Below are 15989 nucleotides of genomic sequence, written 5' to 3' on the forward strand. Positions count from 1 at the left end.
TCTGTCATTCACTCATTCAGAATTAAATAAACTCCGCCAGTTCCAGCCAGCGGTCTGATTTTTCGGCAATGGTTTGGTCAATTGATTCGATTTGCCGCGACCATGCTATTAACTGTTCATGGTGACCTCCTGCGTTGAGGAGACTCACGATTTCAGTTTTTCGTTGCTCCAGAGACTCAATATCTTTTTCAAGTGTTTCATACTCCCGAATCTCTTTGAAGGAGAGTTTTCGTTTGGCCCCGTTCTGACTCGCCGGTACCGACGAAACGACGGGAACTGCGGCCTGACTCTTTACATCGGCCGGGGCCGTTTTGCCCGGACGCGCATTGGCTTTGGGCTGCGAATCGCGCCACTCCCGGTAATCGGTATAGTTGCCCGGATAATCGCGCACTTTTCCTTCGCCCTCCATCACAAAGACGTGCTCCACCAGCCGATCCATGAAGTACCGATCGTGCGTAACAATGAGGACACAGCCCGAGAAGTTGAGCAAAAAGTCTTCCAGTACATTCAGCGTGGTAATGTCGAGGTCATTGGTCGGCTCATCCAGAATCAGGAAGTTCGGGTTTTGCACCAATACCAACAAAAGTTGCAGACGCCGTTTTTCTCCTCCGCTTAGCTTCGCTACAAAATCATACTGCTTGGAACGGTCGAACAGAAACCGGCTCAGGAGCTGCGTTGCCGTGATGGTGTCGCCGTTGGCCAGCTTCATCACTTCGGCCACATCCTGCACCACATCGATAACGCGCTGGTTTTCGGGTAAATCCAGTTCGGTTTGGGTGTAATAGCCAAACTTGACCGTGCCTCCCGTGCTGATCTTGCCGGAGTCTGGCCGGAGTTGGCCGGTTAGCATGTTCATCAGCGTGGTTTTGCCCATGCCGTTTTTGCCGATCAGTCCAACGCGGTCGGGCCGTTTGAAGGTGTACGTGAAATGGTCGAGCAGGACTTTTTCGCCGAAGCGTTTACTCAGGTTCTCAACCTCCAGAATTTTGCTGCCCAGACGCGACATGCGCAGGTTGAGGTCCAGTTCCCCGTCGTTCTTTTTGCCGCTGGTCTTCTCTTTCAGCTCTTCGTAGGCATCAATCCGGTATTGTGCTTTGGTGCCGCGCGCTTTGGGTTGCCGACGCATCCATTCCAGCTCCCGCCGGAACGTGTTGCGATCTTTGGTCAGTTCGGAGGCTGCGGCTGTTTCGCGCTCGTCTTTTTTCTCCAGAAAATACGCGTAGTTACCTTTGTAAGTGAATAACTGCCCGTTGTCCATCTCGGCAATCTGGTTGCAGACCCGGTCCAGAAAGTACCGGTCGTGAGATACCATCAGCAGCGTACCGTTGTTGGTGTTGAGGTAATTTTCGAGGTATTCGATGGCTTCCAGATCGAGGTGGTTGGTAGGCTCATCCAGAATAATCAGATCGGGATTTTGAATGAGTACCCGTGCCAGCGCAACACGCTTACGCTGTCCGCCGGATAGCGAGCCAACAATTTGCTCGAAATCCTGGATTCCCAGTTCACCCAGAATTTGCCGGATCTGGGCTTCGTAATCCCAGGCTTCGAGCTTCTCCATGTCGGCCATGGCTTGTTCGAGACCTTTGTTGTCTACGTGAGCCAGGGCATGTTCATACGCCCGAACCGCATCGAGCTGAGCGCTTTCGCCCGCCAGCACAACTTCCATTACGGTCAGGGCATCATTGAAGTCCGGCTGTTGGTCGAGGTAACCAATGCTAATGTCTTTACGATGACTCACAATGCCGGAATCGGGCGGCATGGCACCGGCCAGAATAGAGAGCAGTGTAGTTTTTCCGGAGCCATTGGCGCCAACGATAGCTACTTTGTCACCCCGGTTAATGCCAAACGTGAGGTTTTTAAACAGAGTACGGTCGCCGTATGTTTTCGATAAATTTTCGGCTGAGAGATAGTTCATTCGCTAATCTTATAACGGACGGAGGAGAAAAGGTGACAGTATTTCTGTTTGCCTGACTCACTTAACTGGTATACCAGCCCGACCGCGTTTTCATTTATTTTTACAAAGGTACAACAAAGGAAATCGTTCGTACTTTTACCTGTCGATCAATACTGATTCCTTTTCTTATATAACCAACAATGCGTCTAAAATATCTCTTATTGACCATCGCCTTTTTAGTGGGCGTTTTGGTTCGTACAAGTGCCCAAACCACAACCGATTTTAAATCGTACACGCAAACCGTTCCGGGCAGTAACCAGACCTATGCCATGGTGGCTGTTCCTGGAGGAGTGTATCTGATGGGGAGCCCGGCCGCCGAAAAAGGTCGTAGTGCCGATGAAGGTCCACAGCATAAAGTGCAGGTTGAACCCTTCTACATGGGTAAGTTCGAGGTTACCTGGGACCTTTACGACCTGTTTGCCTTCACCAATATGGAAAAGGAAATGGCCGCTAAGTACACCGAGTCAGACGCCAATCTGGCAAAGACAGATGCCACCACCCGGCCCAGCCCACCTTATGTCGATATGTCGTTTGGTATGGGACGGGCGGGCTATCCAGCCATCAACATGACGCAATACGCGGCTATTAAATTCTGCGCCTGGCTCTATGCTAAAACGGGTATGTTCTTTCGCTTACCCACCGAAGCCGAGTGGGAATATGCCTGCCGCGCTAATACAACAACGCCCTATTCGTTTGGGGCCGATGTGAAGAAATTAGGCGAATACGCCGTGTTTACCGGTAATAGCGACGGAGCCTATAAAAAAGTAGGTACCAAAAAGCCGAATCCATTTGGCTTGTACGATATGCACGGCAATGTAATGGAGTGGACGAAAGACCAGTACGTTGCCGATTATTACAAGCAAGTGGCCAGTGGCAAAGTAAAAGAACCGTTTGCACCAACCACAGCGCTTTACCCCAACTCGGTTCGGGGTGGCTCGTGGGACGATGCCGCCACCGTACTTCGGTCGGCGGCCCGGACCCCCTCGGCCCCGGCCTGGAAAGTCCTCGATCCCCAAAGCCCCAAATCGGATTGGTGGCTAACTTCGGCTTCCTTCGTGGGTTTCCGGCTGGTGCGCCCCGCCAAAACGCCCAGCGAAGAAGAGATCAAAGCGTATTATGATATAAAGCCGATAAAGGATTATTGATCGATCAATAAGTGAGTGAGTGAATATGTTCGAGACGACTTTATTCACTCATTCACTCATTCACTCATTCACCATTGAAAACTCACCTCCTCCTCGGCGCCAACCTCGGCGACCGCCCTTATACGCTTCTTCGGGCAGTTGACTTTATTTCGGAACGTGTCGGACGAGTAGTGCAGCAGTCGGGATTGTACGAAACGGCTCCCTGGGGCGTTACCGATCAACCCGCTTACCTGAATCAGGTGCTGGCGGTTGAGACTACTTTACTGCCTAAAGAAGTGCTTGAACACACACAGGCGATTGAGCAGGAACTGGGCCGGGTGAGACTGGAGAAGTGGGGTGCCCGCGTGATTGACATTGATATACTGTTCTACGATCAGCTCATGCTACACACAAACACCCTTACGATTCCGCATCCGTTTCTTCACCAGCGACGGTTTACCCTCGTGCCGCTAGCCGAAATTGCCCCGGATTTTGTGCATCCTGTTTTGGGGAAAACGACAACTGAGTTACTGGGAGATTGTGAGGATGAGGGAGAGGTAACAAGGTTTATTTAAAAGTTATGACACAGAGATGCACGGAGATGCACAAAGAAGAAAAAAGACCCTCTGTGCATCTCCGTGCATCTCTGTGTCATAGCCCCTTTTTTAATTTCCTAAAAACTACGCCCCTCCGCTGAAAACCCACTACCTTTGCGGTCAGTTTGTTATCATTTTCTCAAAAACATCACTGATTATGTCTGCCACGCTTGACACCGTGAGTTTGTTAGCCGACCGCATCAACGCGCTGGAGGAGTCGTCCACGCTGGCGATGACCAAAAAGGCCCGTGAATTGGCCGCTCAGGGCCACAAAGTAATTAGCCTGAGCGTTGGGGAGCCGGATTTTAAAACACCCGCACACATCTGCGAAGCCGCCAAGAAAGCCATTGATGATGGTTTCCATGGCTATTCGCCCGTTGCCGGTTATCCCGACCTACGCAAGGCCATTGCCGATAAATTCAAGCGCGACAATAATATCGACTGGAAACCCGAGAATATTGTTGTGTCGACCGGTGCCAAGCACTCGCTGGCAAACGTCATTCAGGTGCTGGTGAACCCCGGCGATGAAGTAATTATCTTCTCGCCGTACTGGGTTAGTTATTCCGAAATGGTGAAACTGGCCGAAGGTAAAGCGGTTGTCGTTGACGGTAGCTTCGATAATAACTTTAAAGTAACGCCGGAACAGTTTGAAGCCGCCATTACGGACCGGACCAAGATTGTGATGTACGCATCGCCGAACAACCCAACGGGTTCTATTTATTCGGAAGCCGAACTGCGTGCCATTGCCGATGTGGTGGCCCGGCATGAGAACGTCCACGTACTGGCCGATGAGATTTACGAATACATCAACTTCACCCCCGAAGGTCATTTCAGCATGGGATCGATTCCCGAAATTGCTGAACGTGTCATTACGGTAAATGGAGTAGCTAAAGGCTATGCCATGACGGGCTGGCGGATCGGGTATATTGGCGCGGCTAAATGGATTGCCGATGGTGTTGAGAAACTCCAGGGCCAGGTAACATCGGGTACCAACTCTATTGCGCAGAAAGCAACGGTAGCTGCCCTGAACGGGCCGATGGAACCATCCATGGAAATGGCTAAAGCGTATCACCGTCGGCGTGATTTAGTCGTAGGCTTGCTGAAAGAAGTCCCTCATTTTCGTACTAATGTACCGGAAGGTGCCTTCTATGCTTTCCCCGACATCAGCTATTACTACGGCAAGTCGGATGGAACGACAACGATCCAAAATTCGGATGACTTCGCTGGCTGGTTACTGAATACTGCGCATGTGGCAACCGTTGCGGGTTCGGGTTTCGGAGCTCCGGATTGCCTGCGTATCTCAACGGCCGCATCCGACGAATCACTTGTCGAAGCGGTTCAACGCATTAAAGATGCAGTGGCTACATTAAAATAAATAAAGAAAAAACGCAAAAGGGGACAAAAAGAGCGTGGTAAACCACCAACTCTTTTTGTCCCCTTTTGCGTTTTTGTTGGCTAAACCTCTATATTTAATATAGTAACAGGTTGTAAAAAAGCTGGCTAATCACTTACAAAGCACCCTTTTGACCTGATTCGTTATAAAGTTTTGTAGTTCAGCTTTATAAGGAAATTTTTGGCATAGTAATTGACAAGTAGAATACAAGGTAATGGTGGTGACAACTAATTTATCTATTTATACTAAAATGTAGTATATTAGACAGTGAACTTTTTATCGTAGCGTTTGTTTTTGTACAAAGACAAGGTTAATTTTGAATATCGATAGAAAGTGGCACTGAAAAGACTAGATATTAGTTATCACTTCTTAAATACCGTAAACTTAACTTTAAAATATCTTTTAAGCCGATGAAGAATTTTCGTTTGCACATGGCTTTTCAGTGGATCTTTTTTTTGCCAATCATTCTCCCTCTATGCATAGTCTTCGGAGCTCTTCGTGGGATCATTCAAATGATTGAGCGCGTAATGGAGCAAATTGTGCTGGATGTAGCGCCTACAGAGCCTAACACCTCCACATTGACTGAACGCTGATAACACCTCAACTCGGTATATAAAAATGGCTCTGTATTCCTTTCTCGGAATACAGAGCCATTTTTATGATTAAGCCAGAGCGTTGGCGGAGATTACTCAAAGGTAATATCCAAATTCTTATCGTTATAAATCTCCGTGTCCAACTCAAGGAATTCTTCCCAGAATGGGTCGTTTGGCAACCCTGCTTTACAAATAATGGGGCGATCCTCCGCTCCGGCCTGCTTGATTGGATGGATGAAATACAGTCGGCGAGCGTGTAGATAGATCTTTTTGTCGGGAACAGCCCGGTCGTATCCATATTTAATATCGCCCCGAATAGGACAGCCCATGTGCGCCAATTGCGAACGAATCTGGTGTGGCCGACCTGTAATCGGATTTACTTCCAGCAAATAGTGTTCATTGATCTTGCCGAGCAGCCGGTACGAAAGTTCGGCTTTCTGCGACTTGGGGACCTCGTAATCATACACTGTTACCTGATTTTTCTGCTCGTCTTTGATAAGCCAGTTAACCAGTTTATCCGCATCTTTTGGTGGTTTTCGCCTAACCACGGCCCAGTACGTTTTTTGTACCTGCCGTTTCCGGAAAATCTCGTTCATGCGTTCCAGCGCTTTCGAGGTACGCGCAAACACAACCAGACCACTAACGGGCCGGTCGAGCCGGTGAACGAGTCCCAAAAAAACGTCGCCGGGTTTATTGTACTTTTCCTTGACATAGTCTTTAAGGACATCCAGTAGGGTAATATCGCCGGTGCGATCCCCCTGTACCAGAATGCCGGGGTCCTTATTGACAATAAGCAGGTGGTTGTCTTCGTAGACCACCTGAAATGGTTTATTTTTCATGAGTCGTGCGGGTGAGAACCCGCATTAATAATCAATTGGCCGATTCCCACCCGCCTTACTTAACTCAATACGCTTCTTTCTCGTTCGGGAAGTCGTTGGTTTTCACGTCGTCTACATAATGAGCGATGGCCTCGGTCATGATTTTGTGCAGATCAGCGTACCGGCGCAGGAACCGTGGCTTAAATTCATTGGTGATGCCCAGCAGGTCATGGACAACAAGAATCTGCCCATCGGCGTCCGGGCCAGCGCCGATACCAATCGTTGGAATTGTGAGGCTTTCTGAAACGGTTTTGGTGAGTACCGCCGGGATTTTTTCAAGTACCAGCCCGAAGCAGCCAATATCCTCAAGCATGTGTGCATCGTCGATCAGCTTTTGCGCTTCGGCTTCTTCTTTGGCGCGCACTGCGTAGGTGCCGAACTTATAAATGGATTGGGGCGTCAGGCCCAGATGCCCCATGACGGGTACGCCCGCACTTAAAATCCGCACAATCGATTCTTTGATTTCCAGCCCACCTTCCATTTTCACGGCATGAGCCCCTGATTCTTTCATGATCCGAATGGCCGACCGCAGTGCTTCCGTCGAGTTGCCCTGGTAAGAACCAAAGGGTAAGTCGACCACTACCAGCGCCCGTTTAACACCCCGCACTACCGAACACGCATGATAAATCATCTGGTCGAGGGTAATGGGCAGCGTAGTTTCGTGGCCAGCCATAACGTTGGAAGCCGAATCACCCACTAAAATCAGTTCGACGCCAGCGGCATCAACCGCCTTGGCCATGGAGTAGTCATAGGCGGTCAGCGCCGAGATTTTCTCGCCTTTATTCTTCAGTTCCTGAATGGTATGCGTCGTAACGCGTTTGATATCGGGATTATGAACAGACATAGTGTCGGTTTACTATTTACGGATTTCGGTAAAAGGTTATAAAAGTACGGTTTTTTACCGATGCCCTTTTCATCAGTACCTTATCGGATCAACTCAAAACGGGTTGATCTAGCGGGGCGTAAGCCACGACTCCGGGTTGAGTTTGGTGAATTCCTTCCAGATTTGGAACTGAATTTCAGACACTCCATTCTTATCCGTTGCTACCGTACCGATGGATTCGCGGGCTTTCACTCGTTGCCCAACCCGAACCGATACGCTGCGAAGTTTGGCGTAAACCGTGAAGTAATCGCCGTGCTGAATGGCTACCACGTTGTTCATACCGGGCATGCTGGTCACGTCCTGTACAATGCCATCGTAAACCGACCGGACGCCTTCGCCCGCATTAGTCTGAATATCGACGCCCTGATTTTCCACGTAAATTCCCTTCAGAACCGGGTGTGGTTTGCGGCCGAAACGGTCAGAGATAAACCCTTTGGTTACCGGCCAGGGCAGATGCGCCCGCGACGATGTGAAGGACGAAGCCAGTGCTGTCTCTTCGTCATTAAGGTTATTGTTTCGGCGTTCGTCCGGTTTTTTCGGCGCTGGTTCCGGTTCTGCCGGCCGTTCTACTTTGGCTACGTCGGCGGGGGCGGGTTTTTCTCCGGCCTTTTCGGCAGCCGCAATGGCATCTTCAGCTCGTTTGCGTTCCGCTGCTTTGCGGGCGGCTTCGAGTCTGGCAATTCGGTCGCGCTCGGCGCGTTCACGGGCTTCGCGTTCGGCACGTTCTCTGGCTTCCCGAACAATCAGTCGTTTGATCAATGCTTCGAGTTGTCCAACAGCCCGGCGACTTTCGGCTAGTTCAGTTCTCAGTTCTGCTTCTTTTTGGCCCAGCTCCTTAACAACCTGGTTCTTGACGACCTTAAGGGTTTCGAGACTTTTAGTCTCCTGCACTTTGGCACCAATCGTATTCTTTTGCTCCTGACGTTTGCGCTGAGTGGCCCGCTGTTTGCCGTCCAGCATCGTCTTGACGTTCGACATCTGCCGCACCTGACTCTGGCGGGCATCGGAGTATTGCCGTAAATAGCGGTAACGGGCAACCAACTGATTGAAATTGTCGGCGGCAAACAAAAAGCCCATTGGATTCACCTGCTGTCGACGTTTATCGGCTGCGTAGATCATTGACCCGTATTCGTCCCTGAGTTTATCAAGATCTCTGACTAGGGTAGTACTAGCCCGTCGGAGTTCCGCAATTTCGGCTTCGGTTAACTGAAGGTCTTTGTTGAGCAGTCCAATTTGCTGCGATTGCGTCTGAATCTGCTGGTCAAGGGCCTTTAGCTGGCCCAGTCCTGCCTGCTTTTCGGTGGCAGTCTGTTTCAGAATGGTTCGAATCTGGTTCATTTTCTCCAGATTCTGCTTTTTTTCTTTTTCCAGTACCTGTCGGTCACGCACTGTCTGCTGCGCCTGCACCGATGGCATTGACCACACCCAGCCAATGATGACCAGCCCGATTACCGACCAGCGAACAACGTACGGAATGTGGGAAATTTTTGACTGCATAAGGGCTTTAACCAACGAATAAACTTAGGGTCGACGGGTATAATTGGCAGGAATAGTAAAGGGAAATCCCGGCGCTTTGTCTATCAGTTCAACTTTATTGTGCTTGATACGAAGCAGCGTTTGATAAAACTGCCCGTCAGATTTCGATTTGTAATCGACCGTAACCAGACTGGTATAAGGGAAGAGGAAGTTGTTGAGCGAGGTAAAATCTTCGTAATCCAGCCGAAGGGTATTCTTCGTTGGCTGCTCGGTCACCATTAGTTTCTTTAACTTTCGGTCCTGCTCGCCAATGTAATTTTCAACCAGTACTTTGCCTTCGCTTTGCCGGAGTAGCAGGTAATCCCGCTCATTTTTTATTTTTTGCGCCGGTCGTTTGGGTAGCGGCAGGTTGCCAACAATCAACGCCTGAAGCAGATCGAAGCTCAGGTTAAAGTTGAACCGCTTGCTCAGGGTCGGGAAATCATATACGGAATACTCGCGGTGTATTTTATCCACAATCGTGATGGAATCACGGGTAATCATACCCCGAACGGCTTCAATGCCCAGCTTGGAAACCGATACCCATATCAGGCTGTCTTTCCGGACCCGGATACTGACATTAGCGTTATCAATATCCTGCTGTTGCCCTTTGAATGAAATCTTCGACTTAGCGGTCAGGTAGCGAAAGTCGATTTCCGCAACATTGGCGCGGGCCTCTTCAATTCCGGGCCTGGATGGGTCCGGCCTGGATGGGTCCGGCCTGGATGGGTCCGGCCTGGATGGGTCCGGCCTGGATGGGTCCGGTTTTGATAACTCAGGCACAATCTTCGTAGAGTCGGTAGGTGGGTTTGGCGCTGGGTTGGCAGTAAGGGCAGAATCGACAGGCGTGGGGACGACTGAAACCGGCGCTGGGCCAGTGTTGCGGGACATGCGCTGACGTCGACAACCTTCCGAACTTAACAATACGCTTATCAGGAGCGTAAACAGCAGGTGTTTATTCATTTAAGAGCTTTTCGGTCTATCATTTTTCCATCTACGGCCATCAGAATAAATGGATTGACAGGGTAAGGCCGTATTCATGGACCGTAAACCGGTTTACATTTTGCCAGAGGTTATTTTCTTATCTATATCGGGGCTGGCACCACCTTTCGTCTTCGCTTTCTTCCACTGCTCAAGTGCCTTGTCTGCCTGGCCTAACTGGTAAAGAACATCGCCATAATGCTCAATGATGGTTCCGCTTACGTTTGTTGGATCCGCCAGCGCTTTTTCGAGGTATTGTTTTGCCTTGGCGTAGTCTTTCGAGACGTAGAGCACCCAGGCGTAGGTATCCAGATAGGTCGCATTGGTTGGGTTGCGCTCCACGAGTTTCTGGGCCAGTTGCAAGGCACGGGGCAAGTTCTCTTTCCGTAAAGACAGAAAATAGCTGTAATTGTTCAGAACGTAGTCGTTCAGGGGATCAACCTTCAGCACGGCTTCATACGATTCGTCTGATTTGGCATAATCGCCAAGGCCGTTGTACGCATCGCCCAACTGGGCACTGATTCCCTTTTTCAACTCGTTGCTCGAACTGGTAGCCAGTAATTTCTGACTTTCTTCGAGGGCATCGACCGCCTGCTGATACCGGCGCTTGTACAAATTGGCCGACCCGTTGGAGTACCAAAATAGCCCCTGCGTTGGGAATACCTCCAGCGCCTTTTCGGAGTGGACAAGGAGACTATCAACCTGATTCAGTTCATTATCGAGCTGTAGCAAGGCACCCCAAACTTCGTAAATGGAGCCGTCCAGACGGGTGGCTTTGGCATACGCATCGCGGGCTTCGGCTTTCTTGCCCTGCTGCATGAGCAGGTCGGCCAGCATTACCTGCGTTTTCGGGTCGTTGGGCGATGTTTTTGCCAGGTTCTGGGCCATAACCAGGGCGTCCTGCTGCGCTGCGCTATTAGAGCCAGTCATGCCCATGTAACTCGACAGGATACGGGCTTTCAAACCAGCTTCGAGGTTGGGGTTGGCCAGTACTTGATTCAGCTCTTTACTAACCCGGTCCATGTCCCCCTTTTTGCGATAGATATCGGCCAGCAGCACATGGGCCTGGGGCAGATCGGCGCTTAACTTAAGGGCGCGGTCAATCCAGCCGATAGCCTGATCGGTGCGGTCGTTGGCGATGAGCATTTCCGCGCCTTCGAGCAGGTAATCGGGGTCGGAGGGTTCGGACGCTACCAACTTTTCCGCTTCCTCAATGGCCTTGTCAATTTTGTTCTGCTTGAGGTAGATGCGTTGCTTCTGGCGGGTGATTTCTTCGTTCAAGCCCAGTTCGCGTTCTACTTTGTTGTAGGCGTCAAGCGCCTTGTCGGGCTTCTCATTGAATAGGTAAATAGCCGCCAATTCGACGCCATATTCTGCGTTTTCGGGGCCTTTTTTCAGCAAGGCTTCGTAGAGGTCCTCGGCTTCATTATATCGCTTTTGTTTGACGTACAGTTCCGCCAGCAGGAGTGAATAAAATTTGTTGTCAACGTCCAGTGAATGCGCTTTAACCGCAAACGGAAGGGCTTCGGTCACTTTCCCGCTTTTGAGGTAAGCACTGGCTGTCGAGTACTGAGCGGCTGCATTGTTGGGGTCTTTCTGCAGCACTTTGGCAAACTGGGCAATGGCCTTGGACGGGTCATCCGTCATCAAGTACCGGATCCCCTCCGTAAACTGCGTTTCGGCCTCCATCCGGACGGTGGTGGTCGATGTAGAGCCTGGTTTGGCCAGTGCCGTGTCGGCTTTGTCGCGTTTGCGTTGCGCCAGGGCAGGCGCGTCCGCAAGGCAAAGGAGCAGGCCTACACTACTTGCTAACCCAATGAGTAGCCGATGGCTTCGATATGTTGAATATATTGAATTCATGTTGGTCAGCGTGTCGTGATGCATACGTACGAAAAACGCGGCTCAACCCGGTCTATTGCGGCTCCGATCTAAATAAACCGCTAAGACAAAGGTAGTTTAAAATGGTGGAATGTCTTCTTTTAGGAGTTAGTATGTAGGAGCGAGGAGTGAGGAGGGCTGGCGCAGGCTGGCGCGGGCATTAGCCCGTGACTTTCGATGAAGTCAGTGTTCACTGACGCCTTATCTGCTAATGCCAGCGAATGCTGGCTATATAAATAGTCACGGGCTAATGCCCGCGCCAGCCCTCCTAACTCCTCGCTCCTACATACTAACTCCTGATACTCAAAACATTCACTATCCCACTGCATCATAAATCTGCACGCGTTCCCAGAGGTGGGCGCAGTTGGCCACGAAGGCCAGGTGGGTAGGGTGTTCCTGATAGACATCGTGGGCGGCTTTGTCAGTGAAGACCAGCGTTAACGAGAAATCGTAGGAGTGGTCGATAACCGGACGGCGGGTTTCGGCGGGGGTGCCTACATAAGCCGTTGAGATGTCGGTTATTGATTTCAGGGTTTCAAGACCGGCGCGTAAGGCCTGATGGTCGTCCTGGCTTTCGGGATGGCGAAGCCAGAAAAAAACAGTATGAACAAACATAAGCGTAGAGCAGGCTATTTACTGGCTGCTCCGTAAAAGTAAGCATAGTTTCCTGTAAACACCGCCAGGTAATCAGTAGAAACAGACGTTGTAGAACCGGTTGATGGAAATGCTGAAACGTGAACGCCAGCCGTTCAGTTTTTTTTATCGGCATATCGCTTTTCTAGCAAACATTTCGCTACCTTAAAAACGTTATGGGGGTATAAACGACATTATTTACGCAGCGAACGAATGGATGGAGATGGTAACGCTATGAAAACGCCGGGTACCCCTGATGGTCAGGGGAATAAGAACCGGATTCAGAATGATAAAGCAACGGTGCGTATACCCATGCTATTGGGTATTGCGCTGGCTGGAGGTATGTTGATTGGGGCGACGTTTTTTGGCGGCACTCGGAGTATGAACAACATCGGACGGGGATACGGTAAATACAAGGAGATTTTACAGCTGATCGAGAACAATTACGTCGATACGGTCAATACCGACGATCTGGTCGATTACTCGATTACCAAGATGCTCGAAAGGCTTGATCCGCATACGGCCTACATGAACCCGCAGGATGCCGTGGCCGCCCGGGCGCAGCTGGAAGGTGGATTTGATGGTATTGGCGTGGAATTTAATATCTACAAAGACACTGTTTATGTGGTGACGCCCCTGGCGGGTGGACCCTCTGAAACGGCGGGTATTCAAAGTGGCGACAAAATTATTAAGGTCGATGATAAACCCCTGGCTGGTGGTAAAATTGAAAATAGTGCCGTGTTTAAGGCCCTTCGCGGTAAGAAGGGCACAGATGTCAGGTTAACCATTCTTCGGAAAGGGGACAAGCAACCCAAGGACTTTACGATCACGCGCGACCGGATTCCGACTTACTCTGTCGATGCCGCCTATATGATCGATGCCAAAACGGGATACATTAAAATTAACCGGTTCTCGGAAACAACTTACGATGAGTTCAAGACGGCGCTGGCATCGCTCAAGGCAAAAGGAATGACCCAGCTCATGATGGACCTTCGGAATAACCCCGGCGGATACATGGACCGGGCTACCAACATTGCCGACGAGTTTATTTCGGGTAACAAGCTGCTTGTTTATACCGATGGCAAAGACAACCGATATGACCGCAAAACGATGGCCCATATTGCCGGACAGTTTGAAGAGGGCGCTCTGGTTGTATTGATCGACGAGGGAAGCGCGTCGGCTTCTGAAATCGTGTCGGGGGCATTGCAGGATCACGACCGGGCCTTGATTGCGGGTCGTCGGTCGTTTGGGAAAGGGTTGGTACAAATGCCCGTAACGCTGTCTGACGGTTCCGAATTGCGGTTGACCATTTCACGCTATTACACACCCAGTGGTCGTAGTATTCAGAAACCGTACGTGCCGGGTCAGGAGGGTGATTATGAGAAAGACCTCGAACTCCGCTCGAAACGGGGTGAGTATTACATTGCCGATTCGATCAAAAACGATCCCAAGCTGAAATTTAAAACCGATGGCGGACGGGTTGTCTATGGCGGTGGCGGTATCACGCCGGATTATTTTATCCCGCGGGATTCAACCTGGCAGACGGCCTATCTGGTGCAACTTTACGGGAAGAACATTATCCGCGAGTTTGCGATGGAATACACCAATGATAACCGGAAGAAACTGGAAAAAATGTCGTTCGATGAGTTCGATAAGGCGGTTATCATCAACGATGAGCAGATGAACCGTCTCGTAAAAGAGGCTACCTCGGAGGGGATCAAGTTTAACGAGAAGGAGTACAATCGCTCGAAAAACTACATCCGTACGCAGATAAAGGCACTGGTAGCCCGGTCTGTCTTCCAGAAGACCAGCAAGGGCGGCCAAAATAACGAGTTCTTCCGCATCATCGCCCAATCGGACGATACCTATCAGAAAGCGCTGAAACTCTTCGATCGGGCTAACAAGCTCGAACACGGAGCGATGACGTATAATCAGAAGTAGAATTAGGAGTTAGGAGCGAGAAGTTAGGAGTGAGGAGGGCTGGCGCGAAAGTAACACATGCGCCAGCCCTTCTCACTCCTCGCTCCTAACTCCTAACTCCTAATACTCGCTACCGTCATGGTTTCTTCGAAAACTGATAGGCGAAGCCCAGAAAGGATTGAAGATTCCCTGTTTTAAAATCTTTTCTCGAATAAGGCGCCAGTTCGAAGGCTACCCGCAGGTTGGGCATAAACAGGAGCGGCTTTATTCGTACACCAACGTGCAGTGAATACCCTTCCAGCACATCCCGATTGTCGATGCCATTCAGTGCATTGAAGCGAACGCCCAGACCTGTATAGTAATTTACCTGCGCCTTTCGAGCCACATTGACCATAGGACAGATCGTTGTACTCAAGGAGCCAAACAACGTATTCGTCTGCATACGGGCATCGGCCCAGAAAGCGCGGTCGGCGTTGGTACTGACCGTAATCAGGCTGTTAAACGGATAATAGGCTACTGATGCCTGACCAAAAGCAGTTATTGTGACACTTAAAAGAAGCGCAGTTAAAGCATGTTTCATAGGCGCAAAGCAACAAATTTATTGGTACAAAAAAACGGTATGTACCCGAAACTGACTGTCTGGTTTTTTCAGGGTTTCCTGGTTTAGTTAGAAGGAGGTTTCTCAATTGCTCATCTCCGAATAGAGAACAATACTAGTTGATGCTTCTTTTCTTTGTACCTTTGCCGCTCCTTTGCTGATAATTACTTACTGAAAATGTCTTGGTTCGTCCGAAAAGATAAGGGTATTCAGACCCCAACCGAAATGAAACGGGAAGCTCCCGACGGGTTGTGGTATCAATGTCCGAACTGCAAAAAGGTAATGAACACGCGGGAACACAAACTCAACGCGTATACCTGTGTTCATTGCAACTACCACGAAAAAATAGGCTCCGATGCTTATTTCTCCCTCCTGTTCGATGATAACGAATTCACCGAACTCGATGCCAACATGCAATCGGCCGACCCGCTCAAATTTGTCGACACCAAAGCCTATCCGGATCGTGTAAAGGCAACCATTGCCAAAACGGGTTTGAAAGATGCCGTTCGGACAGCTTACGGGCCTATGAACGGGTTGATCGTGACGGCGGCTGTCATGGATTTCAATTTCATTGGCGGTTCAATGGGCTCGGTAGTGGGCGAAAAAATTGCCCGTGCCATTGACCATGCTATCGCTCACAAAACGCCGTTCCTGATGGTGTCGAAGTCGGGCGGGGCGCGGATGATGGAAGCCGGTTTCTCGCTGATGCAAATGGCGAAAACGTCGGCAAAGCTGGCGTTGCTCGATAAAGCCAAGCTTCCTTACGTGTCGTTGCTGACCGACCCGACTACGGGGGGCGTAACCGCTTCGTACGCCATGCTCGGCGATTTCAACATTGCCGAACCCGAAGCACTGATCGGTTTTGCCGGGCCGCGCGTTATCCGCGAAACCATTGGTAAGGATCTGCCAAAAGGCTTTCAAAGTGCTGAGTTCGTCCTCGATCACGGCTTCCTCGACTTCATCGTCGACCGGAAAGACCTGAAAGATAAATTAGTGAGCCTGTTCAATATGCTGTTGTAGAGACGCAATACCTTGCGTCTTTT

At 50.2% G+C, this 15989-nt stretch carries 13 protein-coding genes; 5 read left to right on the forward strand and 8 right to left on the reverse strand.

The window, feature by feature from the left end:
• Positions 1-22: 22 nt before the first annotated feature.
• Complete coding sequence (locus tag CRO74_RS17070) at positions 23-1915, reverse strand: ABC-F family ATP-binding cassette domain-containing protein (RefSeq protein ID WP_097127319.1); 1893 nt, start codon at positions 1913-1915, stop codon at positions 23-25.
• A gap of 179 nt (positions 1916-2094) precedes the next feature.
• Between CRO74_RS17070 and CRO74_RS17075 the strand changes: the two genes are divergently transcribed.
• The 3 genes from CRO74_RS17075 to CRO74_RS17085 all read left to right on the forward strand — a co-directional run bounded on the left by CRO74_RS17075 (position 2095) and on the right by CRO74_RS17085 (position 5049).
• Complete coding sequence (locus tag CRO74_RS17075; protein WP_097127321.1) at positions 2095-3099, forward strand: formylglycine-generating enzyme family protein; 1005 nt, start codon at positions 2095-2097, stop codon at positions 3097-3099.
• Positions 3100-3173: 74 nt separating this feature from the next.
• Entirely contained in the window at positions 3174-3653 is a 480-nt protein-coding gene (gene folK / locus CRO74_RS17080) for a 2-amino-4-hydroxy-6-hydroxymethyldihydropteridine diphosphokinase (RefSeq protein WP_097127323.1), read from the forward strand.
• 178 nt (positions 3654-3831) lie between these two features.
• Positions 3832-5049: a pyridoxal phosphate-dependent aminotransferase gene (locus tag CRO74_RS17085; RefSeq protein ID WP_097127325.1), complete on the forward strand. Its 1218-nt coding sequence runs from the start codon at positions 3832-3834 to the stop codon at positions 5047-5049.
• A gap of 703 nt (positions 5050-5752) precedes the next feature.
• Here CRO74_RS17085 and CRO74_RS17095 read toward each other — a convergent pair.
• The 6 genes from CRO74_RS17095 to CRO74_RS17120 all read right to left on the reverse strand — a co-directional run bounded on the left by CRO74_RS17095 (position 5753) and on the right by CRO74_RS17120 (position 12410).
• The gene (locus tag CRO74_RS17095; protein WP_097127328.1) at positions 5753-6499 is read right to left on the reverse strand and encodes an RluA family pseudouridine synthase; all 747 of its coding nucleotides are present in this window, start codon (positions 6497-6499) and stop codon (positions 5753-5755) included.
• 64 nt (positions 6500-6563) lie between these two features.
• Positions 6564-7382, reverse strand: coding sequence for a 3-methyl-2-oxobutanoate hydroxymethyltransferase (gene panB, locus CRO74_RS17100; RefSeq protein ID WP_097127329.1), 819 nt, complete (start codon positions 7380-7382; stop codon positions 6564-6566).
• A gap of 108 nt (positions 7383-7490) precedes the next feature.
• On the reverse strand, positions 7491-8918 hold the full coding sequence (locus tag CRO74_RS17105; protein ID WP_097127330.1) for a murein hydrolase activator EnvC family protein: 1428 nt from the start codon (positions 8916-8918) through the stop codon (positions 7491-7493).
• A 24-nt stretch (positions 8919-8942) separates the two neighbouring features.
• Positions 8943-9899, reverse strand: a complete 957-nt coding sequence (locus CRO74_RS17110) for a lipoprotein insertase outer membrane protein LolB1 (RefSeq protein ID WP_097127331.1) — start codon at positions 9897-9899, stop codon at positions 8943-8945.
• A gap of 93 nt (positions 9900-9992) precedes the next feature.
• The gene (locus tag CRO74_RS17115) at positions 9993-11801 is read right to left on the reverse strand and encodes a tetratricopeptide repeat protein (RefSeq protein ID WP_245877890.1); all 1809 of its coding nucleotides are present in this window, start codon (positions 11799-11801) and stop codon (positions 9993-9995) included.
• A 309-nt stretch (positions 11802-12110) separates the two neighbouring features.
• Positions 12111-12410: a Dabb family protein gene (locus CRO74_RS17120; protein ID WP_097127332.1), complete on the reverse strand. Its 300-nt coding sequence runs from the start codon at positions 12408-12410 to the stop codon at positions 12111-12113.
• A gap of 252 nt (positions 12411-12662) precedes the next feature.
• Between CRO74_RS17120 and CRO74_RS17125 the strand changes: the two genes are divergently transcribed.
• A complete protein-coding gene (locus CRO74_RS17125) occupies positions 12663-14369 on the forward strand; it encodes a S41 family peptidase (protein ID WP_179830229.1) in 1707 nt (568 codons plus the stop codon).
• A gap of 115 nt (positions 14370-14484) precedes the next feature.
• Here the strand turns inward: CRO74_RS17125 and CRO74_RS17130 are convergent, their stop codons facing one another.
• Positions 14485-14928 carry a hypothetical protein gene (locus tag CRO74_RS17130; RefSeq protein WP_097127334.1) on the reverse strand — a complete coding sequence of 148 codons (444 nt, stop codon included), beginning with the start codon at positions 14926-14928 and terminating at the stop codon, positions 14485-14487.
• A 195-nt stretch (positions 14929-15123) separates the two neighbouring features.
• Here CRO74_RS17130 and accD point away from each other — a divergent pair, with 195 nt between their 5' ends.
• On the forward strand, positions 15124-15966 hold the full coding sequence (accD, locus tag CRO74_RS17135; RefSeq protein WP_097127335.1) for an acetyl-CoA carboxylase, carboxyltransferase subunit beta: 843 nt from the start codon (positions 15124-15126) through the stop codon (positions 15964-15966).
• The last annotated feature ends 23 nt before the right edge of the window (positions 15967-15989 follow it).

The sequence above is a fragment of the Spirosoma fluviale genome (assembly GCF_900230225.1).
Taxonomy (GTDB): Bacteria; Bacteroidota; Bacteroidia; order Cytophagales; family Spirosomataceae; genus Spirosoma; species Spirosoma fluviale.

What these genes read in the sequence shown, in the direction of transcription:
- CRO74_RS17070 (WP_097127319.1), bottom strand. Translation starts at nt 1,915, where the DNA reads ATGAACTATCTCTCAGCCGAAAATTTATCGAAAACATACGGCGACCGT.
- CRO74_RS17075 (WP_097127321.1), top strand. Translation starts at nt 2,095, where the DNA reads ATGCGTCTAAAATATCTCTTATTGACCATCGCCTTTTTAGTGGGCGTT.
- CRO74_RS17085 (WP_097127325.1), top strand. Translation starts at nt 3,832, where the DNA reads ATGTCTGCCACGCTTGACACCGTGAGTTTGTTAGCCGACCGCATCAAC.
- CRO74_RS17095 (WP_097127328.1), bottom strand. Translation starts at nt 6,499, where the DNA reads ATGAAAAATAAACCATTTCAGGTGGTCTACGAAGACAACCACCTGCTT.
- panB (WP_097127329.1), bottom strand. Translation starts at nt 7,382, where the DNA reads ATGTCTGTTCATAATCCCGATATCAAACGCGTTACGACGCATACCATT.
- CRO74_RS17105 (WP_097127330.1), bottom strand. Translation starts at nt 8,918, where the DNA reads ATGCAGTCAAAAATTTCCCACATTCCGTACGTTGTTCGCTGGTCGGTA.
- CRO74_RS17110 (WP_097127331.1), bottom strand. Translation starts at nt 9,899, where the DNA reads ATGAATAAACACCTGCTGTTTACGCTCCTGATAAGCGTATTGTTAAGT.
- CRO74_RS17115 (WP_245877890.1), bottom strand. Translation starts at nt 11,801, where the DNA reads ATGCATCACGACACGCTGACCAACATGAATTCAATATATTCAACATAT.
- CRO74_RS17120 (WP_097127332.1), bottom strand. Translation starts at nt 12,410, where the DNA reads ATGTTTGTTCATACTGTTTTTTTCTGGCTTCGCCATCCCGAAAGCCAG.
- CRO74_RS17125 (WP_179830229.1), top strand. Translation starts at nt 12,663, where the DNA reads ATGAAAACGCCGGGTACCCCTGATGGTCAGGGGAATAAGAACCGGATT.
- CRO74_RS17130 (WP_097127334.1), bottom strand. Translation starts at nt 14,928, where the DNA reads ATGAAACATGCTTTAACTGCGCTTCTTTTAAGTGTCACAATAACTGCT.
- accD (WP_097127335.1), top strand. Translation starts at nt 15,124, where the DNA reads ATGTCTTGGTTCGTCCGAAAAGATAAGGGTATTCAGACCCCAACCGAA.